This is a genomic window from Tardiphaga sp. 866_E4_N1_4 (assembly GCF_052076075.1).
Classification (GTDB): Bacteria; Pseudomonadota; Alphaproteobacteria; order Rhizobiales; family Xanthobacteraceae; genus Tardiphaga; species Tardiphaga robiniae.
Map to the genome: position 1 here is coordinate 6,783,263 of NZ_CP197242.1, position 22,842 is coordinate 6,806,104.

Below are 22,842 nucleotides of genomic sequence, written 5' to 3' on the forward strand. Positions count from 1 at the left end.
CCCAGATGCGCACTATTAGCGCGTGAATGGGACAAATCGCCGCGGAATAAGTGCGTTTCCTACCAAGGACTGGACAGTGACGAATTTAGATCAACGATCTCAGCTGTTTAGCGGAAAGCGCCTGATCGCGGGCGGTTGCATTGCTGCCATGCTGGTGGCCGCAGGCATCGGCTACGCGCGGCTGTCCACGCCGTCGAAGGGGCATTCCGACGTTTCGAGCCAGTCGCGGAAGAACCCGCAGCGCTATACGACGTCGCCGTCGGAATGGGCCAGCCTGACCATCGAGCCGGTCACCGTGCGTGCCTTCCGCGCCGAACACGTCACCGAGGGCAAGATTGCCGTCGATGAGGACCGCTCGACCCCGATCTTTTCACCCTATGCCGGCCGCGTCACCAAGCTGCTCGCCAAACCAGGCGACCACGTCGAAAAGGGCCAACCGCTCTTTGTGATCGAAGCGGCCGATACCGTCGGCGCGCAGAACGATTTCGTTGCCGCGACCACGGCGCTCAACAAGGCGAAGTCGCAATTCGACCTTGCACAGATCCAGGACAAGCGCGCCCGCGACCTGTTCGAAGGCAAGGCTGTGCCGCTGAAAGACTATCAGCAGAGCCAGGCCACGCTGCTGCAGGCACAAAACGATCTGCGCACCGCCGACACGGCACTCGAAGCCGCACGCAATCGCCTGCGCATTCTTGGCCTCTCGGAAGACGCCATCACGGCGTTTCAGGAGAAGGGCCGCATCAATCCGGAAACGACGATCTACGCGCCGCTTGCCGGCACGGTTGTTCAGCGCAAGATCGGTCCCGGCCAGTACATCAGCGCGGGCGCTGCCGATCCGGTCTTCGTGATCGGCGATCTCTCATCGGTATGGCTCACGGCCTTCGTGCGCGAGACCGAAGCTGCTGCCGTACAGATCGGTCAGGAAATGAGTTTCACCGCACTCGCGCTGCCGGGCCGTGTGCTCACTGGCCGCATCAGCTATGTCGCGACTGCGCTCGATCCCGCGACGCGCCGTCTGCTGGTCCGCGCTACGCTGGACAACAGCAACGGTTTGCTGAAGCCCGAAATGTTCACCACCGTGACGATCTACGCACCTGGCGACCAGCCGACGATCGGCGTCCCGAAAACGGCGCTGATCTATGAAGGCGATCAGGTCCGCGTTTGGGTGGCGCATGACGACAAGACCATCGAGCTGCGCACGATCAAGACCGGTATGACAAATGCCAATCTCGTCGAGGTCCATGGCAACCTGAAAGCCGGTGAACGCATCGTCACCAAAGGCAGCCTGTTTATCGATCGCGCGGCCTCCGCCAGCTAACCCCCAGCTTCGGCTCTTCTGAAAGGTCCGATCTGGATGGATCGTCTTGTTGCTCTGGCCGTCGACCGTCGCTTCCTGATGGTGGCGATGTTCGCCGTCGTTTTCATCGGTGGTCTGTTTGCTTTCAATCAGCTGAATATCGAGGCCTATCCCGATCCGACCCCGCCGATGGTCGATATTGTGACCCAGAGCAACGGTCTCTCTGCCGAGGAAATCGAACGCTACATCACGATTCCGATCGAAGCGCAGGTCGCGGGCATCAAGAACCTCAAGACGATCCGCACCATCTCGCTCTACGGCCTCTCAGACGTCAAACTGCAGTTTTCGTTCGACTACACCTACGACGAAGCATTGCAGCAGGTGCTGAACCGGTTGTCGCAACTCGGGACTTTGCCGGGCAATGCGCAGCCGACGATCTCGCCGATCTCTGCGGTGGGCGAAATCTTCCGTTACCGTCTGGTGGGACCGCCGAACTACAGCGTACTCGATCTCAAGACTCTGCAGGACTGGGTGATGCAGCGCCGCTTTCGTGCGGTGCCTGGCGTCATCGACGTCATTGGTTGGGGTGGCAAGACCAAAACCTATGAAATCCAGGTCGACTTCAGCAAGCTCGTTGCCTACGGCTTGACGCTGCCGCAACTGCTGACCGCCGTCGGCAACGCCAATATCAATGTCGGCGGCAACACCGTGAATATCGGCGCGCAATCGGCCGTGGTGCGCGGCGTCGGCCTCATTCGCTCGATCGACGACCTTTCCAATACGATGATCTCCCAGACCAACGGCAATCCGGTTCTGGTCAAGGACGTCGCCACGGTGTCGGTCGGCGAGAAGCCGCGCCTCGGCATTGCCGGTCTCAATCAGGAGGACGATATCGTCCAGGGCATCGTGCTGATGCGCCGCGGCGAGAAGAGTTCGCCGACCATCGCGCGCGTCGAACAATTGGTGCAGCAGATCAATCGCGGAGGCATCCTGCCTCCCGGCGTGCGGATCGAACGCATCTATGACCGCAAGGACCTGATCGACACCACCACGCATACGGTGCTGCACAACATGGTCGTCGGCATCCTGCTGATCGTGCTGCTGCAGTGGATGTTCCTCGGCAACCTGCGCAGCGCGCTGATCGTCGGCGCCACTATTCCATTCGCCCTGTTTTTCGCTGTCATCATTCTGGTGCTACGCGGCGAATCCGCCAACCTGCTATCGGTGGGCGCCATCGATTTCGGCCTGATCGTCGATGGTACGGTCATCATGGTAGAGGCCATCTTCAGACGGCTGACCCAGACGACGGAGCTTTCCGAAGCGGAGCGCAGCCACATCTCGCCCGAGACCATCATGGGCATGAAGAAGCATGGCATCCTCAGCGCATCCGCCGACGTGTCGCGCTCGATCTTCTTTGCCGCCGCTATCATCATCGCCGCGTTCCTGCCGCTGTTCACGCTGTCCGGCGTCGAGGGCAATATCTTTGGACCGATGGCGCGGACCTATGCTTACGCGCTGGCCGGTGGCCTGATCGCGACATTCACCGTCACGCCTGCGCTGAGCGCGATCATTCTGCCGGCGCATGTCCATGAGACCGAAACATGGATCATGCGCCAGCTGCACCGCCTCTATATGCCGGTGCTGCACTGGGCGGTCGCCAGCCGAAAGATCGTACTGGGCATTGCGATCGGTCTCGTCGTGGTGACTTTCTTCATGGCGCGTTTCCTCGGCCTGGAATTTCTGCCGAAGCTGGAAGAGGGCAATCTCTGGATACGCGCCACGCTGCCGCCCACGATCTCGCTGCAGGAAGGCAATACTTACGTCAATGAGATGCGCAGGCTGATCCGCCAGCAGCCCGAAGTGGAATCCGTCGTCTCGCAGCACGGCCGTCCCGATGACGGCACTGACGCGGCTGGCTTGTTCAATGCGGAATTCTTCGCCCCGCTGAAGCCTGCCTCCGAATGGCCGGCGCCTCAGGACAAGGATGCACTGACGGCGCGCCTGCTCAAGGAACTGCAGACGAAATTTCCCGGCGTCGAGTTCAATTTCTCGCAATATCTGCAGGACAACGTCTCTGAAGCCGTCTCAGGCGTGAAGGGCGAGAATTCGATCAAGCTCTACGGCAACGATCTGGATGCACTCACCAAGACCGCTAACGAGATCAAGGCCGTACTGTCGACGGTGCAGGGCGTGACGGATCTCGCAGTGTTCACATCGTTGGGACAGCCAACCATCCAGATCGACGTCGACCGTGCCAAGGCTGCGCGCTACGGATTGTCGCCCGGCGATATCAACGCCACCATCAAGGTCGCGATCGGCGGCGACTCCGCGGGCGATCTCTATGAGCCCGGCAGCGATCGGCATTTCCCGATCATGCTGCGGCTGGCGCCGGAATATCGCCGTAGCGCTGAGGCGATCCAGAATTTGCGCATCGGCGCACCAGGTCCGAACGGCACGATCGCGCAGATCCCGCTAAGTGAAGTGGCGTCGATCAATCTCGTCTCGGGTGCAGCCTATATCTATCGCGAGAACCAGGAGCGCTATTTGCCGATCAAATTCTCGGTACGCGAACGCGATCTCGGCAGCGCCATTCAGGAAGCGCAGGACAAGGTCGCAGCGCTCGTTCAGCTGCCGCCGGGCTCGCGGACCGAATGGGTCGGCGAGTTCGGCAATCTTCAGGACGCTATCGCACGGCTTTCCATCGTCGTGCCGATCAGTCTCGCTCTGATAGGCGTGCTGCTCTGGTTCAACTTTGGCTCGATGGCCGACACACTGCTGGCCATGAGCGTGATCCCGATGGCGATCTTTGGCGGCGTGCTCGGTCTGCTGATCACGGGTATTCCGTTCAGCGTATCGGCGGCGATCGGCTTCATCGCGCTGTTCGGCATTGCTGTCATGGACGGCATCCTGATCCTGTCGCAATACAATCAGCTGATCGACGAGGGCTATGAGCGCATCAAGGCTGTGATCCGGACCGGCGAGTTGCAACTGCGGCCGGTGCTCATGACCTGTATCGTCGCGGGCGTCGGCCTGCTGCCGGCGGCGCTGTCGGAGGGGATCGGGTCGCAGGTCCAGAAGCCGCTGGCGGTTGTCGTCGTCACCGGCATGATGCTGGCACCTCTGGTGATCCTCATTACCCTTCCGGTGCTGATCTCGTTCTTCTCGAGCCGGGCGCGTTAAACCGGCTTGCGACGGGAGCGGCTTGGGCTGCCCTGAAGCAGCCCAATGATCCATACCTAAAAACCGGACTCGAAATGGATCGAAACCGGCGCTTGCCCGTTGACCGGTTCGCCATCGGGCTATTCCAGGCCCCGCGCGCGTTGCGGTAGGTGCTCTTGAACGCTGTATTTGCTGATCTTTTTTCAAACGCGCAGCCGTGCCATGCTGGCGGCTGTCGTTTCGAGCGCCGCATCTTTTCAGAGACTTTTTGATGCTCACCAAGACCGCCCCTGTCGACCTGACCAATTGCGACCGCGAGCCAATCCACATCCCCGGCAGCATCCAGCCCTATGGCTGTCTGCTCGCCTGCGATGGCTCCGTCGGGATGGTCCGGCGCCATTCGGTCAATGCCGGCGCGATGCTTGGCGTGGGATCAGACGACATAAATGGCCGCAGGCTGGATGATCTGATCGGCGAGGGCCCGGCGCACGACATTCGCAATGCCATCGCCAAATGGGGCACCCAGCAGCGCCCGGGACTGCTGATTGATTTCAAGGTCGCGCATTCGCAGACCGCGTTCAACGTCGCTGTGCATCGGCACAAGGGCGTGAACATCATCGAATTCGAGCCTGTGGACGCCAGCGAGGCGACACCACCTCTGGAGTTGTCGCGCTTGCTGATCGGCCGCATCGGCCAATGCAACGATCTCGACGTGCTGTTCGACAATGCGGCGCGGCTGCTGCGTGGCGCACTCGGCTACGACCGGGTGATGGTCTATCAATTCGCTCACGATGGCTCCGGCCGGGTGATCAGCGAGGCGCGCCGCGGCGATCTCGAGAGCTTTCTGGGGCAGCACTTCCCGGCCGGCGACATCCCGCAGCAGGCGAGGGTGCTTTACGTTCAGAACACCGTGCGTATCGTCTCTGATGCGAGCGGTGAGCGCGTGGCCATCGATCCGGAGTTCGACACATCCGGTGAACCGCTCGACCTGTCCTTTGCACATCTGCGCAGCGTTTCGCCGATCCACTGCGAGTATCTGCGCAATATGGGCGTCGGTGCATCGATGTCGATTTCCATCATCCACGACGGCGTGCTCTGGGGGCTGATCGCCTGTCATCATTATGCACCGCGCGCGCTTTCCATGGAGAAACGCGTTGCTGCAGAGATGTTTGGCGAGTTCTTTTCCATGCAACTGGCTGGGCTTCTTCAAAAACGCAAACTGGCCGCGAGCGAAAGCGCGCGGCGCTATCTCGACCAGCTGTTGCACAATGTTTCGCATCACGGCGATATCGAAGACCTGCTCAAGGAAAGCATTCGCGATTTTAGCGTACTGATGCCATGTGACGGCATTGGCCTATACCTCAACAAGACCTGGACGTCTTATGGCAGCGCGCCGCCGGTTGCGGCAGTGCCGGCGCTGATGGGCTTCATCAATACGGTGGCCGAGGGCAGGGTGTGGGCGACGAGCGCATTGTCAGATCGACTGCCGGCGGCTGAAGACTATGCCGCTACCGTCTCCGGCGTGCTGGCGGTGCCATTGTCGCAGTTGCCGCGCGACTATCTTCTGTTCTTTCGCAGCGAAGTGACGCAAACCCTGAATTGGGCAGGCGATCCCAACAAGACATACGAAGTTGGCCCGTTGGGCGATCGGCTGACGCCACGCAAGAGCTTCGCGATCTGGAAGGAGATCGTGCAACGCCAGTCGCAGCCATGGCTGCAAAACGAGCGCGACACCGCCGAGGCCGTGCGCTCGGCTTTGGTGGAAGTGGTGCTTCGCCACAACGAATTACTGGCGGATGAGCGGCACAAGGCCGATCTCCGCCAGAAAATGCTGAATGAAGAGCTCAATCATCGCGTCAAGAATATCCTGGCACTGATCAAATCGCTGGTCTCGCACCCGGTCGAGGATGGGCGCAGCATTGAGGATTATGTCGCCTCCCTGAAGGGACGTATTCAGGCCTTGTCGCTTGCGCATGATCAGGTCATCCGCGGCGCCGGTGGCGGCGCGCTAAAAGGATTGCTCGATGCGGAATTTTCGCCGTATCGCGAGTCGGTGAAAGCGATCGAGATGACCGGGCCCGATGTTTCGCTCGACGCTCGGGCCTATTCGGTACTCGCATTGGTGCTGCACGAACTGGCCACCAATGCCGCCAAATATGGTGCGCTTTCCGTAAGCACGGGGCGCTTGTCGCTCGAGTGGAAACGCACCGATATCGGCGATTGCGAAATCTACTGGCTTGAGCGCGACGGCCCCCTTGTCATACCGCCATTGCGGCCGGGCTTTGGATCGATGCTGATCAGTCGCAGCATTCCCTATGATCTCGGGGGTGAAAGTGATGTCGATTATGAGCCGGCCGGCGCGCGCGTGCGGTTGCTCGTCCCGGCGCGCTTCGTGGTCTGGCCCGCACCGGCGGCGGCGCGCAACGTGCGCGTCCGACGCGAGGACGATAAGCCGATGGCGTCGATGCGCGGCTTGAAGGTGTTGATGGTCGAGGACCAGCTTCTGATTGCCATGGATGTCGAGACCATGCTGACCCACGAGGGCGCGGCATCGGTCGAGACGGCATCTTCGGTCAAGGAAGCATTGATCGCGCTGACGATCATGAGGCCTGATGTGGCCATCCTCGACGTCAATCTCGGCAACGGCAGTTCGGTGCCGGTGGCCCAGGCATTGCGCGAGCGGGGCATCCCCTTCGTCTTCGCCACAGGTTATGGCGAAACCAGCCTGATCCCGGCGTCGATGGATGACGTGCCGATCGTACGCAAGCCCTACGACCTCGCATCGCTGGTCGCCGCGATGACCACGGCGATGGCAAAGAAGAGTTCAGCCGGATAATTTATTGCCCCGAAGGCGTGCGCAGCCCGTGCCAGGCATCGCGCACCTGATGATAGTGAACTTCTGGCAGATAGTCTGGCGTGTTCAGTCCGAGCGTCTTCACATCCAGCCTGCCGATTGCGCTGAGCAGCGAATATGATGCGATGACCCGGTCACGCTGCGCGCCAATCAGGCGTGCCTTTGCCTGTACGAGATCCTGCTGTGAGTTCAGGACGTCGACAGTGGTGCGCTGACCGCCTTGGGCCTCGCGCTGTACGCCCTGCAGTGCAACGCCAGCAGCGCGTACTTCGGCTTCAGCGGCACTCACCGCCGTCTTTGCGCCTTCATTTGACACCCATGCACCGACGACTGCTGTGCGGGCCTGATTGCGGACCTGCTCGAGCACCAGACGGCTGACCGATGACAGTTCCTTGGCTTGGCGCGTCTGCGCAGCACCGAGGCCGCCGTCATAGATCGGCGCCGTCAATTGGCCGACGATCGAAGCCTGGTCGGTGCCAAAAGTGCCAAGCGTCGGATCCGATTGGCTGGATTTGCTGGCGCTGCCCTGCAGCGTCAGAGTAGGCAACAGGCTGCTCTCCGCCACCTTGATCGTCGTGGTCGCCACGTCGACATCGTAGCCGGCTGCGAGCACGGCGGGGTGCGCCTTGAAGGCCTGATTGACGGCATCGTCGCGATTGCGCGGCAGCAGCCGATCCATCGGTTCCGCCGGACTGAGCCGCGAGGGTGCGGTACCAATCACCTGCGTATAAGTCGCCTGGCTGATGGCGAGATTGACCTCGGCGGCGTTGAGATCGGCCTGGCCACGCGCCAGTCGCGCTTCGGCCTGTGACGTGTCGGTGGGTGTGACGTCGCCGGCGTTGAGCCGCTTCTGGGCGATGCCGAGGGTTTCGCGCAGGGAGGTGACGTTGGTGCGCTGGGCTTCGACCAGCGATTGGTTGGCGAGAACATTGGTATAGGCAACGACAGCATCAAGCAGCACGCCCTGGCCGACATTGCGCAGCGCTTCCCGGCCGGACTGGACCTGCAATTCCGCGACGCGGACACTGTTGGCTGTCTTGTTTCCGTTATAAAGCGTCTGGGTGACCGTGACGCCGATGGTCCATGGCTTCAGCGTTGCGCCCTGGATGGTGTTGTCTACGAGCAGGTTGCGCACGGCCTGAAGGCCATAGCTCAGTGTGGCTGCCACCTGGGGCCGGTAGCCGGCCATCGCCTGCGGAACGTTCTCATCGGTGGCACGCTGGCGGGCCCGTTCGCCGTTCAGCTGCGGATTGGATTGATAGGCTTTGGCAAGGGCTTCCGACACCGTTTCGGCTCGGGCATCGACCGCAGCAAAAATGCCATAGCCAATCAGGCTCAGAGCCATGCCTGTCCGAAGCGCGCGCCTTGCGGCGAGGCCAAATATGCCGTGACGAACCATATTATCCCAAAGCAATCTTCGGACGTCCGCCCCCGCTGACGTCTAGGTATGTTTAGAGGGCGTTGCCTTTGCAGGCAAACCATCCGGCGAAGAACCTCCGGGCTTTTGCGCTTTCCCCACAGGGCATTTGGCTGCCCCGATTTGCTTGATTGATCAGGACTCTAGGGAGGATGGGGCGCTCCGTGAATGCGACGAATAAACCCGCTTCACATGGCCGCGTGTGTTGCATGTCGGGCACATTTCTGAATAACCGCACGCAGTGGTAACTCTGTCCGGCTTTGCTGCGCGATTGCGTTGAGGAGCTGCCGATCCTGCCCAGCCGGAATGCTAATGCCGAAGATATTCACTGATCCCGACGCCATCGCCGAAGACATCATTCGCGACGTCGGGACGACGCTCGTGGTCGGGCTGCCGCTCGGGCTGGGCAAGGCCAACCATATCATCAATGCGCTCTATCAGCGCGCGCTGGCCGATCGCTGCATCAGGCTGACGTTCTTCTCTGCCCTGACACTGGAGAAGCCGAGACCATCCAGCGAGCTGGAGAAGCGCTTCATCAATCCGGTGATCCAGCGGCTGTTCGGGGGCTATCCCGATCTCGATTATGCAAACGCGCTGCATAAAGGTGAGCTGCCGCCAAACATTCAGGTCAACGAATTCTTCTTCCTTGCGGGGAAATGGCTGCGGGTTACCGACGCGCAGCAGCACTATATTTCGGCGAACTACACCCATGCGTCGTCCTATCTTCTGACGCGCGGGCTTAACGTGATCACGCAATTGGTGTCGAAGCGTGTGGTCGATGGCGCCGCGCGCTATAGTCTGAGCTGCAATACCGACACCACGCTTGATCTGACGCGGGCGCGCAATGAAGGTCGCGTCTCTTTCAGGCTAATCGGTCAGGTCAATTCGGAATTGCCCTTCATGCCGGGGCAGGGTGATCTTACCAGCGATGAGTTTTACGCGGTGCTCGAAAGCCCGGAGACTGAATTTCCGCTGTTTGCGCCCCCGTCCGAACCGGTTAACGACACCAAATACGCGATTGGATTGCACGCTGCCGGCTTGGTGCGCGACGGCGGCACGCTGCAGATCGGCATTGGGCAAGTGGGCGATGCGCTGGCGCAGGGCCTGATCGTTCGCCACCGCGACAATGCGGCGTTTCGTAATCTGATGCAGCGTCTTGCCCCCGATGCGCCTCCGAAGGAAGTCGCGACGTTCGACCGTGGTCTCTATGGCGTGAGCGAAATGCTGTTCGAAGCATTTCTCGGTTTGATCGACGCGGGCATTCTCAAGCGCGAGGTGGATGGCACCATCGTGCATGGCGCGTTCTTTCTCGGGCCGAAGGCATTCTATCAGGCGCTGCGCGACATGACGCCGGAGCGTCTGGCGAAAATCCAGATGATGCCGGTGTCATTCACCAACGAACTCTACGGTGACGAAGATGCCAAGCGCCGTGCGCGCGTCGATGCGCGTTTCGTCAACAACACGATGATGGCGACGCTGATGGGCGCTGCGATCTCCGACGGTCTCGAGAACGGCCAGGTCGTGAGCGGGGTCGGCGGGCAGTATAATTTCGTCTCGCAGGCTTTTGCGCTGGACGGCGCGCGCTCGATCCTGACTCTTGAAGCGACGCGTGCGGGGAAGAAGCCTGCCTCCAATATTCGCTGGAGCTACGGTCACACCACGATCCCGCGACACCTGCGCGATATCATCGTGACTGAGTATGGTGTCGCCGATCTGCGCGGAAAATCGGATGCCGATGTGATCGCGGCCATGCTGCAGGTGTCGGACTCGCGCTTTCAGCCGGAGCTGATGCGACAAGCCAAGGAGGCTGGAAAGCTCCCCTGGAGCTATGACATTCCTGCAGCATATCGCGACAACGTGCCCCAGCGGATCTCCGCTGTCCTCAAGCCGGCGCGGGACGCTGGTCTGCTGCCCATGTTCCCGTTTGGTAGCGACTTCACCGAAGTAGAACAGCGCCTGATCCCTGCGCTGCAGGTCCTGAGCGCCGCATCGGTGTCGCCACAACAACTCGCAGGCCTGTTCTGGCAGGGCATGACACACGCACCGAGTGAGTCGGATGAATCGGCGCTGGCGCGGCTTGGGCTCGATCGTCCGGCCACATGGGCCGAACGCGCCTATCGTCTGCTGGTTTCCGCCGCGCTCGCGCGTAGCGGCTCAGCCTAGCGATTCTTGTTGACCGGCTTCCGCTTCTCGATGAAGGCGGCCATGCCTTCTGAACGGTCTTCCAGCGCGAATGTCGCGTGAAACAGATCGCGTTCAACCTTGAGGCCTTCGGTGAGCGGCGTCTCGAAGGCGCGATTGACGGCGTTCTTTGCCATCGTTGCCACCGGGCGCGACATGGCGGCGATCTTTTCCGCCATAGCGATGGCTTCTTCCATCAGCTTGTCGGCTGGGACAATGCGGCTGACGAGGCCAGAGCGCTCGGCTTCCGCCGCATCCATCATGCGGCCCGTCAGGCAAAGGTCCATCGCCTTTGATTTGCCGATGGCGCGGGTGAGACGCTGCGTGCCACCGATGCCGGGAATGGTGCCAAGCGTGATTTCCGGCTGGCCGAACTTCGCGGTGTCTGCGGCGATCATGATGTCGCACATCATGGCGAGTTCGCAGCCGCCACCGAGCGCATAGCCTGAGACGGCAGCAATGGTCGGTTTGGTACAGGTAGCGACACGGTCGCCGCCGATTGACGTGAAGTCGCTGGAGAACATGTCGATGAAGCTCTTTGGCTGCATCTCCTTGATATCCGCGCCGGCGGCAAATGCCTTCTCGCTGCCGGTCACGATGATGCAGCCCACGGCGGTGTCGGCTTCCAGCTCGTCGATGGCGATCTTGATTTCGCCGAACACACCGAAAGAAAGCGCATTCAGCATCTTCGGGCGATTCAGCGTGATGATGCCGACCGCGCCTTTGCGCTCAACGATGAGGTGTTCGTAGCTGCTCATGTTCCATCCCGCGGATTTTTTGCCGAAGCCGCCAGGATCGGCGGCTCCGCGCAATTTGCCCGCTCAGGGGATGGGGTTCAAGCCATAAACATACGGGCCGCAGAGGCCATGGTCAGCAAACCGCCAAAGGCGATGAAGATCTTGCCAACGAGGGAGGTCTTGTCCCAGGTCGTGCCGTTCTCGCTGACGACTTCCGGTGCCGGCGTATCGATGGTGGCCTTTGCGAGCGTCAGCGGTGGCTTATCGTCGCTGATGGCACGATCGAGGTCGTTGAGCTGGTCAGCGGCCACGAGCTGCGCATTGCTGGCGCTGGAATCCGGCGTGGTCGTTGCGGGCTGTTCCTGCTGGCCGCCGATTTGGCCAAGCGCGCTGCCCGCTTGCGATGACATGTTGTAGGTGTTGGTCGCTGCGGTCTCAGAGGGCCATTGGGCATTGGCATTGGCGACCAATGACGGGATGGCGGTATTGCTGCTTCCCGGCTTTGCGTCTTCCGTCTTGGCGGTGTCCTCCTCAGCCGACTTTTTCGACTCCTTGGTTGCCTGCCGGTCGGACTTGCGCGATTTCGTTTCGCTCTTCCTGGCACTGCGGTGCTTGGTGGCCTTCACTGCCGGTTCGGCGGATGTGTCTGCGGCGCTGCCGACCGCTGCGGCCGGCTCGGATGCCGGGGCATCGTTTTCGGTCGCGTGCAGCGGTGCCGATGTGCAGATCCACAATCCGGCTGCGATGACCAATGCCGCGCGCCCGCTGGCTCTGATGTTCATGGAAATCTCCCCAAAATACCGGCCCCCAATGGCCGCAAGGGAAACTGCGCAGGTGTTCACACCGGGGCAAAAAAAGGGAATCTTCGGACGAGTCCGGCAAAAACGGGGCATGAACACTTCTGCAGTCATCGTCTCCACAGGCGTCAGCAAAAATCTGCCTTTGAAATCAAGGCGACGGATGTCACTCTGACGGTTCGATGCTATGAGCCGGATGTCTTTGAAATCTTCGGCTCGGGGCTGGGGCGCGGGCAACGGGTTCACGGTTCCGTGATTTTTCTCTCATCTGGCGTAACAAACTGAATTATCCGCCGAATTGGCTTTAGGAGCGCGCGTGCGCGGACGTGACGACGAATGGACCGATCTGATGCTGTCGGCCAATGCAGGGGATAGCGTTGCTTATCATCGCCTGCTGAAGTCGGTTACGCCCGTGCTGCGTGCCGGAGCGCGGCAAGGCCTGTCACGGGCTGGCCAGCCGCCCGATCAGGCCGAGGATATTGTGCAGGACATTTTGCTGGCGGTGCATTTGAAGCGGCAGACCTGGGACGCGAACGCGCCATTCGCGCCGTGGTTGTTTGCGATCGCTCGCAACAAATTGATCGATGCGCTGCGCCGGCGCGGGCGTCGGACCTTCGTCAACATCGACGATTTTGCCGAGACGATTCCGAGCGAACCGCCGGCTGAAACATTGCCCACCGTCGAGATATCCAATCATCTCGCAGATCTTCCGCCGCGGCAGCGCGACGTGTTGCGATCGATCGCGGTGGAGAGCGCATCTATCAAGACCACGGCGTCGAAATTGTCGATGACCGAAGGTGCCGTGCGCGTGGCGTTGCATCGTGGGCTCGCGAGCCTCGCAGCCAAGCTGCGAAAGGACTGACCATGGATACCGATCGCCTGATTGAGACGCTGGCTGCCGACAACGATCAGAGACCGCGCTCCGTGAGTACCCAACTCGCGATGGCCTTGTTGGTCACGCTGCCAGTGGTGGCGGCGATGTTGCTGGTGACGCTTGGCATTCGCCCGGACTTCATGTCGGCGATGCGCAATCCGTTCTTCGATACGAAGTTTCTGGTGACGCTGGCGCTTGCCATTCCGGCCATCGTGATCAGTGTCCATCTGTCCCGGCCCGAGGCGTCGTTGGGGCGCTGGATCTGGCTGTTATTGTTGTCGCCGTTCATTCTCATCGTCGCGTTGATCGTCGAAATGACGATGCCGCAGCGCGCGCCGATGATGGTACGCATTATCGGCAGAAACTCGTCGCTGTGTTCGGCGGCGATCACGTTGCTGTCGCTGCCGATCCTCGGCGGCGCGATGATCGCGCTGCGCCATGGGGCGCCGTCGCGCCCCGCCGTTGCCGGTGCGCTCGCGGGATTGATGTCAGCCGGCCTAGGGGCGACGTTTTACGCCGCGCACTGCGCGGACGACTCGCCGCTGTTTGTCGCGACCTGGTACACGCTCGCAGCCCTCGTCGTAGCGGCGCTGGGTGCAGCCATCGGTTCGAAAGTACTGCGCTATTGAGCAGCGCCTGAGCTAGGCGTTCCGCGAAAAATGAATCCGGTCAGGCCGACGCCACGGCCGCAGGACGGCCGCTCGCCGCCTTCGCGATGTCGCCGTTCAACTCGCCCGCATAGTCATTGAAGTCGACTTCCAGCGTGTAGCGCGCGGAGTTCAGCCAGGTGCTGATCTTCTTCTGGTGAAAGTCACGAACCTCCAGCGCCATATCGCCGGGGCTGGGCAGGGCGACTTTGCCTGTGAGCACAGATGCGATCCATCGCGCCTGGATTTCGACCAGCGGGATGGTCGGTCCGATGGGCTGGACCAGTCCGGCAAAGAACAGGCCGGGCCGGTTCGGCGGCGTGATGCGCCGATAGAGATCAACCATGCCACCGTCTTCCGGCACCGAGAAGATCTCGGGCGCGAGGAACGGAAAGCTGGTCTTGTAGCCGGTCGCGTAGATCACCGCGTCGAAGCTCTCCTGCGTGCCATCGGCGAAGGCGATGGCGTCCCCCTCCAGCGAGGTGACGTTCGGCCTGATGCTGATCCAGCCATGGCCGATATAAGGCAGCAATTCCTGGCTCAACGTCGCATGTTCGCGCCACATCGGATGTTTCGGCTTTGGCACGCCGAAGCGGGTCTGATCGCCGACGGCGAGATAGATCAGCCGTGCCATGATCATGCGCGTCAGCAGTGTCGGGAATTTCAGCTTGCGCGCAAAGAAGGCCGACCAGCGATCGATCGGGATGCCCATCATGTATTTCGGCATGATATGGGCGCCGGTTCGCGTGGACAGCACGACGCTGCTGGCGCGCTTGCAGAGATCGACGGCGATATCGACGGCCGAATTTCCGATGCCGACGACCAGCACCTTCTTGTCCTCGAAAGGCTGCGCGGTGCGATACTGGCCGGAATGGATCGTCGTGCCGTTGAATGTGCCAGAGAAGGCCGGCCAGCGCGGATCCCAGAGATGGCCGTTGGCCACGATCACGGTCTTGTATTCGCGGGTGCCTTCCTTCGTCGTCACGCGCCAGCCGTCGTCGCTCTTTTCGACCGAGGTCACTTCGCAGTTGAAGCGGATGCGCGATCGTGCGCCAAACCGGTCGGCATAGGCTTCCAGATAGTCCAGCAATTGCTGGTGTGACAGGAAGTCGGGCTTGTCGGCTGGAATCGGAAAATCGGAAAAGCCGAGATTGTTGCGGCTGGTGTCGATATGCAGACTGCGATAGGCGCAAGACAGGCCATTATCATTGCCGTAGCGCCACATCCCGCCGATATTTGAGCCCTTCTCGTAGATGTCGAAACTGAGCCCCTTGTCGTGCAAGGCCTTGGCGACGGCAATGCCGGATGAGCCGGCGCCAATGATGCAGATGTCGACTGCAGGTTCGGTCATGCAGCAGATTTTTCGGCAAGACGCTGGCGATACTGGCTCACGATGTCCTCGAAACTCTTGTCGGCGACGACGCCGAGGGATGGCGCGCGGGTGGAGATGAAACCTTTCGGCCAGCTATCGACGATCTTCTTGAGATCGGAATCGAGGGCATATGTCACGTTCGGCGTGGTGTTGGTGACACGTACGATCGATTCAATAATGTCTTCCATGCTGATCGTCAAAGCAGGCTGATTGAGCGCGCGTTTGCCGCGCATCTTGGCTGGATCGGCATTGTGAAGCGTGATCAAATTCTGCGCAACGGTCTCGACTGAGACGATCGGCACTTTCGTGTCCGCGCGCAATGGGCAAATCGACGGCTTTCCGGCGACGCCATCACGAACGATGCCTGCGATCCGGTCGGATACCGACTGTGTTGGCGGGCCGGGATGCACCAATACGATCGGGAGGCGCAGGGCACGTGCATCGACCATTCCGTGACGTGTGGCGTCCGCCAGCATCAGTTCGGCGATGGCCTTGTGCGTGCCATAGGAGGTCTGCGGCCGCTGCAAGTGGTCGTCATCGACATGATCAGGCAATAGGCCGCCGAAGACCGCGATCGAACTTGGAAAGATCAGGCGCGGCGGAGCATCTTTCGCGCCGATCGCGTCGATCAATTCCGCCAGTGCCGAAACATTCACCGCCAGCGCGCGCGCCGGGTCCTGTTCTGCGGCGCTGGTCAGCACAGCGGCGAGATGAAACACGCTATGGGGCTTCCATGCAGCGATCTGCTTCAGCGTATCGGGTGCGTCGATGCCGGCTTGCAAGTGCCTCACACGCAGGTCCGATGCTGGCGGCAGATGTGTGTCGAGAAGGAGGAGCTCCTCGATTGTTTCGCTTGTGCCTGCAGTATTGGTGAGCGCGCCTGCTTGAAGCAGCGCAGAAGTGAGTGTTCTGCCGATGAAGCCACCGGCGCCTGTAATCAAGACGCGCATGAATCCCGCCCTGCTTGATGCCAACCCGTTCCGGCGTTATTCGCCGTGATCGAGGCATCACTATCAGCGCCTTCACCGGCAAGTCGATGCCTGCTGACGGAATGGCTGCTCAGCGCAATTGGCGTTGCGGCGCTCGGTCTCAATGGCCAGACTGCGGCCATTCGCGTGGACACATGTCGACTGACAAACGTCAGGCGGCAGGTAGGTCGGACGTCGCCTGCTGCATACGGTGGAAGCGCAGGACCTGTTGTGCCGCGGAGATGCGCAGACGTTCATAGGTCTCGCGGTCGGTCGCGCTGTCAGAGAGCTGTGTTCCAGCGAGTTGCTCGCGCATGTTGATGATGGTCTTGACGGTCTTCCATGAAAAATTCGCGACCTTGCACAGAATGAAAATGCCCTCGCTGCGGGATTCGACCATCATGGTTTCCGCGACGGAGATTGGCACGTTGGCCAGGCATGCGAGCGCGGCGTTAGCCTCGTCGAACTTGCCGGCTTCGGCGAATTTCGCCACTTCGTTTTCATCCAGCCGACCGTCTTCAAACAGGGAGCGTACGAGGCCATGGGCGATGACGGTCTGCTGACTGATGCTGCCTGGTGCGGAGCGAGCCCGCCGGGCGACCTGCTGAACCACCAGAGATATGTCGGCGGTGTGGTGGACGTGGGCGGCTTCCAGCTTCGCCCGGACCGAGGCCGACGCCTTGGCGACAAGCTTCAGATAGTGGTGGCGCGGAATGGAGGGACGCAGGCCAACACATGTCGCGATCGCGTCGTTGCCCTCGGCACGGGAGAGCAGGGTATTGTACCCGCGCTCTGAAATGTCAGCACCGCGGTTGTTGACGGTGCTGGTGACGACGGCGTCATTGCCGCGCTCGACGAGAATGTCCGTCAGGGCGCCGCTCAGGACCTTGCGCGTCGAAATCGCGAGCAGATGGTCCTGGCTCTTGGTGCGTGCATTTTCGATCAGCGCATGGTCATCGAGCTGCTCCGACTGTGAGAGCACGGGGGCGGCGACCTCGATCAAATCGTCGAATGCGAGGGTCCGGACGACCCGGGGCGGTGCGACAGGGATTGGTGCCAGTCGCTCGGCCAGAAGGGCCCTTGCAGACGCTTCCATATGCGTCAGCAGGCAATCAAAGACGTCGTCGAACACTGCGATCTGCGCGTCGGAGTAATCCACGGCATTGTTGACGAACAGATCCGTGACACGGCGCAGTGTTTCCACGCGCCGAGCGACGGTTCCGTGGGCCAGTGCGGCGTCAAGTTCGTCGAGTAAATTTGCCGATAACGGTGACTTCGAAGACATAAATCAAATCCCGTAATTCTAATCGTGCCCTGCCGCTAATATGTTGCGGCCAGGGGTCGTGAAATTCGTTCAGGCGCTTGCAATTCGATTTCGTCCGCGCTCCTTGGCGGCGTAGAGTGCGCTGTCGGCGCGTGCGAGTAAGGTGTCTGGCGTGTCGTTCGGACCCAATGTCGCAACGCCGCCCGAAATCGTCACGGTCAAGCCGTCGGAAAAAGCGCTCCAATCCAGTGCTTCGACAATCCCTCGCAAACGGTCGAGCATTTGCACGGCCTTGTCATGCGGCGTGTCCGGCAGCACCAGCAGGAATTCCTCGCCGCCATAGCGGCCGAATTTGTCGATGCTGCGGATATTGGCGAAAATGGTGATGGCGAAGGTCCGCAATACTTCGTCGCCGGTTGGGTGTCCGAAATTGTCGTTAATCCGCTTGAACCAGTCGAGATCGATCAGCGCGGCGGTGCAGGGTGTGTTGCTGCGCTGTGCGCGGATGATTTCGTCGTCGAGCAGTCGCATGATGCAGCGGCGATTGAACGACCCCGTCAGTTCGTCGAGTTCTGCGAGTTCTTCGATGCGCTTGTAGGCGGCCTCGAGTTCAACGCGGCGCCGAAACAGCGCGTCGCGTAGCGAGCTGGAGAAAATGCCAATGAACATACTGCGGGCGATGGTCATCGAGAATGTCAGCAGGGTGCCGAAGCGCTCAAGGGAATTGCCGGAGGGCAACGTCAAGGGCAGATCGACGAAGAAATACAGCAGTGCGAGGCCGCCGGTCATGACGCTCCAGGCGCCGACACCTTCACGGGGCGAGGTACGCAGGGCGATGACATTGGCCACAAGAAACAATGCGCAGAGAAACACGACGGCGACATTGGGCGCTGTGTAAACGAAGGCGAGCAGAAGTGCGTAAGTGACAGCCGTGTAGGGAGCTGCGAAGAAATGATCGCGCCAGTCATCCGTCAGGCCGCTTTCGGAGATCGCGAGGAAGATCAGGACAGAGGCAAAAGCGCAGCCGGCATAGGCCGCGACGATCGTGCCATCGATTGTGCCTGCTGCAAGGAAGACGAAAAGCAACACGACGTTGACGGCATGACTGGCGGTCGCCAATGCCAGCATTTGCCGCCGCCGCTTCAGGCGACGTGCCTGCATATCGGACCGCAACTCTCCATCGACGGCTTCGAAGTCGCCGTTGACTGGATTCAAGACTGATGAAGCGGCTGCGGTCATTGAGCCCATCGATGGGTTTCGCTGACGAAACTCTAGTGCTCAAAGCCTTTAGGTTTGGTATCTATTGCCGCAAGTCAAATCTGGTAATCGGCTACTCATTTGTTGCTCTCGGCGACATCTGTCGACAGATCGCGTGGTGCAGCGGGATTGCCGGAAGGTTTCAAGAATAGCTTTGTCGTTTAAGTAAAAATGCCCGGACCGATGACGGGCCCGGGCGAGTTGACTTGATGTGGCGGAAAGCCGCCAGGACAAGTTACGGTATTCTTTGACGAGGGTTTCGGGATATGGCTGCAAAATGCAGGTTCCGCCGTCTCAAGGCTGTTCCGGAAGCCACGACTTGGTAAGGTTGCCGTGTGAATCGTTCGCGTTCGGGTCGGAAATGCCCCAGCATTATGCTACCTGTTACCCGTTCCGTCCAAGAAAAGGGCGGTAAAAGCCCGTTCGGCGCGGCTAAAGTAGCCGCGACCGGTATATTCCTGCCCATTCGAGAAGATTTTATCTTGTCAATCGAACCTCTTACATCCTCATTCAGACCAACCTTGCGAGACGGGCAGTGAGTGCAACACAGGCGGCATCGGATGAGATTCTGATCGCCCGGATTGCGCAAGGCGACCGTCTTGCCATGCAGGTGCTTTATGGCAGGCACCACGTCCGGGTGTTTCGCTTCGGCCTTCGGCTGGTGCGGAACGAACAGATTGCTGAGGATCTTATCAGCGAGGTGTTCCTGGATGTGTGGCGGCAGGCAGGCAAATTCGAGGGTCGCTCCGCGGTGTCGACCTGGCTCCTGGCGATTACGAGGTTCAAGGCGCTGTCCGCGCTGCGCAAGCGCAAGGACGCCGAACTGGACGACGAGACGGCCAACGCGATCGAGGATACGTCCGATAATCCCGAAGTGTCGGTTCAGAAAAAGGATACCAGTGACGCGTTGCGGAAGTGCCTGACATCCCTTTCGCCCGAGCATCGGGAGATCGTCGATCTCGTCTACTACCACGAGAAGTCCGTGGAAGAGGTGGCCGAGATCGTCGGAATTCCCGAGAACACCGTCAAGACGCGCCTGTTTTATGCGCGCAAGAAATTAGCCGATCTGCTCAAGGCAGCCGGCATTGAACGAGGCTGGCCATGATGGCGATGAGCAACAAAGTGCCGACCCAGGAGCCAGGCGAGATCGAGGCATTGCTGCCGTGGCACGCCGCGGGCACGCTCAACGCGCGTGATGCGCGTCGCGTCGATGATGCACTGGCCAAGGATCCGGAACTGGCGAAGCAATATGCCGTGATCCAGGAAGAATATGCGGAGACCATTGGCCTCAATGAGAGCCTCGGTGCGCCGTCCTCGCGGGCGATGCAGAAGCTGTTTGCTGCGATTGACGCCGAGCCGGTACGCAGCGGATCGACATCGGTCGGTCTGTCGGCGCGGATTTCCGGATTTTTCGCATCGCTTTCGCCGCGGACGCTGGCGGCTTCGGCGGCTGTTGGCGCGCTCGCGATCATGCTCCAGGCCGGCGTGATTGGCACTGTGCTGATGCAGCGCGATACACGCACATTCCAGACTGCGTCCTATGAAGCGGCGCCGTCGCCAGCGAGTGCACCGAGCACTGTCACCCGGTCGCTCGCGCCGGCACCGGTCTCGGTAGAAGCCCCGACGCGCCTGTTCGTCCGTTTTGCGCCGACTGCGCGGGTGTCTGACATCACAGCGCTGCTCGACGGCTATCAGGGCACGATTGTCGACAGCGGCAAGGACGGGCTGTTCCGGCTGCAGTTCGGCAACCGCGCCATGACCAAGGACCAGATTGCCGGGTTGATCCGCCGGCTGGAGAACGAGAAGATCGTCAGCATGGCGGTTCAGGCGCAGTAGGCGCCGTCGGTTGATCCGATCCGCATTGTGCGTGCGAGGCCTGTTCCATGAGACATGATCGTGGTGCCTCCGGACCAATAATGAAATGCACGGCCGTTGTGGTTTCGCTCGCAGTGGCGTGGCCGTTCGGCATGTCGGCTGCCAGCGCGCAGAGCATGATGCGCTCGCCGAGCCTCAATATCGGATCGCGCGTTCCCACTATCTCTCCCAGCACAACGCCGCGCATCAATCCGAACATCGCTGCCGGGGCAGGCCGCATCGCTAGCCGCGGTCCGAGTATCGCGAGCCGCGGACCCATTGCCGGTCGCGTCGGTATCACCAGCGTCGGTCCGCGCGGTGCGGCGACCGGGACGACAGCCAGCAGGACACCGCCCATATCCTCGCGGCCAGGGCGCACACCGCCGCCGAAGATCGTGGGCGTGCTGCCGACCATTCCCTATGTGCGTTATTCGCCGAACACCTATCCGAGCTGCGCCTATGCCAATCGCGCGGCATCCGGCGAATGCAACGAGAAGCCATTCGTTGCTGATCTCGGCGGCGGCCCGACGCCGCGCAGCCAGAACGCCGGGGGTGGGCCGCGCAGCAATGGCCCACAGACGGCTCTGAACACGCGTTATGTCCCCCGGCAGATCGTCGCCGAACTCGACAGCGCGCTGACGCCCGACCAGACAGATGCGCTGGCACGCCGTCTGCGCCTGGAGCGTCTGTCGTCGCAGGACTTTCCGCTGATCGGCGCCAATATCAGCCTGTTCCGCATCACCGACAACCGTTCGGTCGAGACTGTCGAGTCCCAGATGCGCGCCGAGGCTGACGTGCGCGCTGTGCAACCCAACTTCCGCTATGTGCTGCAGGATCAGGTGACAACGCCGGCATTGGGGGAGGGCGATCCTGCGCAATATGCGCTGGCGAAGCTGCGTCTGCCCGAGGCGCACAAGCTGTCCGCCGGTGCCAATGTCACAGTTGCTGTGATCGACTCCGGCATCGACGTCGCGCATCCCGAACTCGCTGATGCCATCGTGGGCTCGTTCGATGCGCTTGGCAGCAAGGAAGGTGCGCATGTGCACGGAACTGGCATTGCGGGGGCGATCGTATCGCATGCGCGGCTGATGGGCAGCGCGCCGCGTGCGCGCATTCTTGCCATTCGTGCCTTTGGCGTGTCGCAGGGCGGTGCCGAGAGTTCGTCTTTCGTGATCCTCAAGGGTATCAATCTCGCGGCAATAAATGGCGCCCAGGTCATCAATATGAGTTTTGCCGGCCCGCAGGATCCGCTGATCGAACGCGGTATTGCGGCGTCAGCCAGCAAGGGCATCGTGATGGTCGCAGCATCAGGCAATGCCGGGCCGAAATCGCCGCCGCTTTATCCCGCTGCAAACCCTAACGTGATCGCTGTCAGCGCCACCGATGCGTATGACAGGCTGTTCAGTGCGTCGAACCGCGGCAGCCACATCGCGGTGGCTGCGCCGGGCGTCGATATCTTCCTGCCCGCGCCGGACAACAAGTACCAGATGACGTCGGGCACCTCGTTCTCGGCAGCCTATATCAGCGGGCTCGCCGCATTGATGATCGAGCGCAATCCGCAACTACGGCCGAACGAGATCCGCAGCATCCTGATGACAACCGCGCGTGATCTTGGTGCGCCCGGCCGTGACGACCTGTTCGGTGCCGGCGCGGCGGATGCCTATAGTGCGGTATCGGCAGTGCAGGGCGCTCAGCAACCCGTGGCGACAGCGCCTGCGCCTGTCACGCCTGTTGTCGTCACCGCACCGGCGCCGACGACGCGTGCCGTCGAGGCATCGTCGCCGTCGATGGCGTCAGACGTCCAAAAATAATCTCCTGATCGTTGAACGTTTGGCCAGGTGGACCGGACATATGGATGTGGGAGCGGCATTCCCTCCCCAACGAGGCCATATCCGGCGCATGCGCCCAAACATTCGCGCCGGTATAGCTTGACCCGTCCGGTTGTCCCCCCGGACGGGTCTTTCGTTTTTGTTAACCAAAAATTTTAACCTTCAGGTCATAGATTGCCGGTGCATGGCCCGGCATCGAGCAAGGCTCAAGCAAGGCTTGACTGCAATACCTCAGGTTTGACGGGGCTTTCTCACGTGTTTCCAACGCAATTGTCCAAGTTTGACCACATTGCGCTGGACCCCGAAAACTTTTCCACAGAAACTCTCCAAGTATT

16 protein-coding genes are annotated in these 22,842 nt (G+C 60.9%); 9 read left to right on the forward strand and 7 right to left on the reverse strand.

All coding sequences use genetic code 11. The features are described 5' to 3' along the window. The first annotated feature begins 148 nt into the window (after window positions 1–148). The 3 genes from AB8B20_RS32235 to AB8B20_RS32245 all read left to right on the forward strand — a co-directional run bounded on the left by AB8B20_RS32235 (window position 149) and on the right by AB8B20_RS32245 (window position 7,292). A complete protein-coding gene (locus AB8B20_RS32235; RefSeq protein ID WP_439072997.1) occupies window positions 149–1,318 on the forward strand; it encodes an efflux RND transporter periplasmic adaptor subunit in 1,170 nt (389 codons plus the stop codon). Between the two features lie 36 nt (window positions 1,319–1,354). After that, window positions 1,355–4,477, forward strand: coding sequence for an efflux RND transporter permease subunit (locus AB8B20_RS32240; RefSeq protein WP_439071122.1), 3,123 nt, complete (start codon window positions 1,355–1,357; stop codon window positions 4,475–4,477). Between the two features lie 250 nt (window positions 4,478–4,727). Further along, on the forward strand, window positions 4,728–7,292 hold the full coding sequence (locus tag AB8B20_RS32245) for an HWE histidine kinase domain-containing protein (RefSeq protein WP_439071123.1): 2,565 nt from the start codon (window positions 4,728–4,730) through the stop codon (window positions 7,290–7,292). A 1-nt stretch (window position 7,293) separates the two neighbouring features. Here AB8B20_RS32245 and AB8B20_RS32250 read toward each other — a convergent pair whose 3' ends face one another. Beyond that, on the reverse strand, window positions 7,294–8,709 hold the full coding sequence (locus AB8B20_RS32250) for a TolC family outer membrane protein (RefSeq protein ID WP_439071124.1): 1,416 nt from the start codon (window positions 8,707–8,709) through the stop codon (window positions 7,294–7,296). A 330-nt stretch (window positions 8,710–9,039) separates the two neighbouring features. On the opposite strand from AB8B20_RS32250, the gene AB8B20_RS32255 reads away from it, so the two are divergent. Then, on the forward strand, window positions 9,040–10,890 hold the full coding sequence (locus AB8B20_RS32255; protein WP_439071125.1) for an acetyl-CoA hydrolase/transferase C-terminal domain-containing protein: 1,851 nt from the start codon (window positions 9,040–9,042) through the stop codon (window positions 10,888–10,890). On the opposite strand, the gene AB8B20_RS32260 is transcribed toward AB8B20_RS32255, so the two are convergent. Both AB8B20_RS32260 and AB8B20_RS32265 read right to left on the reverse strand, forming a co-directional pair. Next, entirely contained in the window at window positions 10,887–11,666 is a 780-nt protein-coding gene (locus AB8B20_RS32260) for an enoyl-CoA hydratase (protein WP_439071126.1), read from the reverse strand. The two genes, AB8B20_RS32255 and AB8B20_RS32260, sit on opposite strands and share 4 nt — an antisense overlap. Before the next feature lie 77 nt (window positions 11,667–11,743). Beyond that, complete coding sequence (locus tag AB8B20_RS32265) at window positions 11,744–12,427, reverse strand: hypothetical protein (RefSeq protein WP_439071127.1); 684 nt, start codon at window positions 12,425–12,427, stop codon at window positions 11,744–11,746. A 331-nt stretch (window positions 12,428–12,758) separates the two neighbouring features. Here AB8B20_RS32265 and AB8B20_RS32270 point away from each other — a divergent pair, with 331 nt between their 5' ends. Continuing rightward, complete coding sequence (locus AB8B20_RS32270) at window positions 12,759–13,304, forward strand: sigma-70 family RNA polymerase sigma factor (protein WP_439071128.1); 546 nt, start codon at window positions 12,759–12,761, stop codon at window positions 13,302–13,304. A gap of 2 nt (window positions 13,305–13,306) precedes the next feature. Further along, on the forward strand, window positions 13,307–13,945 hold the full coding sequence (locus tag AB8B20_RS32275; RefSeq protein WP_439071129.1) for an NrsF family protein: 639 nt from the start codon (window positions 13,307–13,309) through the stop codon (window positions 13,943–13,945). 40 nt (window positions 13,946–13,985) lie between these two features. On the opposite strand, the gene AB8B20_RS32280 is transcribed toward AB8B20_RS32275, so the two are convergent. The 4 genes from AB8B20_RS32280 to AB8B20_RS32295 form a co-directional block, all read right to left on the reverse strand. Continuing rightward, on the reverse strand, window positions 13,986–15,314 hold the full coding sequence (locus tag AB8B20_RS32280) for a flavin-containing monooxygenase (protein ID WP_439071130.1): 1,329 nt from the start codon (window positions 15,312–15,314) through the stop codon (window positions 13,986–13,988). Further along, window positions 15,311–16,285: an NAD-dependent epimerase/dehydratase family protein gene (locus tag AB8B20_RS32285; RefSeq protein ID WP_439071131.1), complete on the reverse strand. Its 975-nt coding sequence runs from the start codon at window positions 16,283–16,285 to the stop codon at window positions 15,311–15,313. Before AB8B20_RS32285 ends, AB8B20_RS32280 begins: the two co-directional genes overlap by 4 nt. Window positions 16,286–16,475: 190 nt before the next feature. After that, window positions 16,476–17,588 carry a DUF2336 domain-containing protein gene (locus AB8B20_RS32290; RefSeq protein WP_439071132.1) on the reverse strand — a complete coding sequence of 371 codons (1,113 nt, stop codon included), beginning with the start codon at window positions 17,586–17,588 and terminating at the stop codon, window positions 16,476–16,478. 69 nt (window positions 17,589–17,657) lie between these two features. Beyond that, window positions 17,658–18,806, reverse strand: a complete 1,149-nt coding sequence (locus tag AB8B20_RS32295) for a GGDEF domain-containing protein (RefSeq protein WP_439071133.1) — start codon at window positions 18,804–18,806, stop codon at window positions 17,658–17,660. A gap of 553 nt (window positions 18,807–19,359) precedes the next feature. Between AB8B20_RS32295 and AB8B20_RS32300 the strand changes: the two genes are divergently transcribed. The 3 genes from AB8B20_RS32300 (at window position 19,360) to AB8B20_RS32310 (ending at window position 22,489) form a co-directional block, all read left to right on the forward strand. Further along, window positions 19,360–19,929 carry a sigma-70 family RNA polymerase sigma factor gene (locus AB8B20_RS32300; RefSeq protein WP_089266985.1) on the forward strand — a complete coding sequence of 190 codons (570 nt, stop codon included), beginning with the start codon at window positions 19,360–19,362 and terminating at the stop codon, window positions 19,927–19,929. Continuing rightward, entirely contained in the window at window positions 19,926–20,660 is a 735-nt protein-coding gene (locus tag AB8B20_RS32305) for a hypothetical protein (RefSeq protein WP_439071134.1), read from the forward strand. The genes AB8B20_RS32300 and AB8B20_RS32305 overlap by 4 nt, the downstream gene beginning before the upstream one ends. 80 nt (window positions 20,661–20,740) lie before the next feature. Further along, a complete protein-coding gene (locus AB8B20_RS32310; RefSeq protein ID WP_439071135.1) occupies window positions 20,741–22,489 on the forward strand; it encodes a S8 family serine peptidase in 1,749 nt (582 codons plus the stop codon). Window positions 22,490–22,842: the final 353 nt, after the last annotated feature.

Coding starts and splice junctions, on each gene's coding strand:
- AB8B20_RS32235 (WP_439072997.1), top strand. CDS start 149: ATGCTGGTGGCCGCAGGCATCGGCTACGCGCGGCTGTCCACGCCGTCG.
- AB8B20_RS32240 (WP_439071122.1), top strand. CDS start 1,355: ATGGATCGTCTTGTTGCTCTGGCCGTCGACCGTCGCTTCCTGATGGTG.
- AB8B20_RS32245 (WP_439071123.1), top strand. CDS start 4,728: ATGCTCACCAAGACCGCCCCTGTCGACCTGACCAATTGCGACCGCGAG.
- AB8B20_RS32250 (WP_439071124.1), bottom strand. CDS start 8,709: ATGGTTCGTCACGGCATATTTGGCCTCGCCGCAAGGCGCGCGCTTCGG.
- AB8B20_RS32255 (WP_439071125.1), top strand. CDS start 9,040: ATGCCGAAGATATTCACTGATCCCGACGCCATCGCCGAAGACATCATT.
- AB8B20_RS32260 (WP_439071126.1), bottom strand. CDS start 11,666: ATGAGCAGCTACGAACACCTCATCGTTGAGCGCAAAGGCGCGGTCGGC.
- AB8B20_RS32265 (WP_439071127.1), bottom strand. CDS start 12,427: ATGAACATCAGAGCCAGCGGGCGCGCGGCATTGGTCATCGCAGCCGGA.
- AB8B20_RS32275 (WP_439071129.1), top strand. CDS start 13,307: ATGGATACCGATCGCCTGATTGAGACGCTGGCTGCCGACAACGATCAG.
- AB8B20_RS32280 (WP_439071130.1), bottom strand. CDS start 15,314: ATGACCGAACCTGCAGTCGACATCTGCATCATTGGCGCCGGCTCATCC.
- AB8B20_RS32285 (WP_439071131.1), bottom strand. CDS start 16,285: ATGCGCGTCTTGATTACAGGCGCCGGTGGCTTCATCGGCAGAACACTC.
- AB8B20_RS32290 (WP_439071132.1), bottom strand. CDS start 17,588: ATGTCTTCGAAGTCACCGTTATCGGCAAATTTACTCGACGAACTTGAC.
- AB8B20_RS32295 (WP_439071133.1), bottom strand. CDS start 18,806: ATGACCGCAGCCGCTTCATCAGTCTTGAATCCAGTCAACGGCGACTTC.
- AB8B20_RS32305 (WP_439071134.1), top strand. CDS start 19,926: ATGATGGCGATGAGCAACAAAGTGCCGACCCAGGAGCCAGGCGAGATC.
- AB8B20_RS32310 (WP_439071135.1), top strand. CDS start 20,741: ATGAAATGCACGGCCGTTGTGGTTTCGCTCGCAGTGGCGTGGCCGTTC.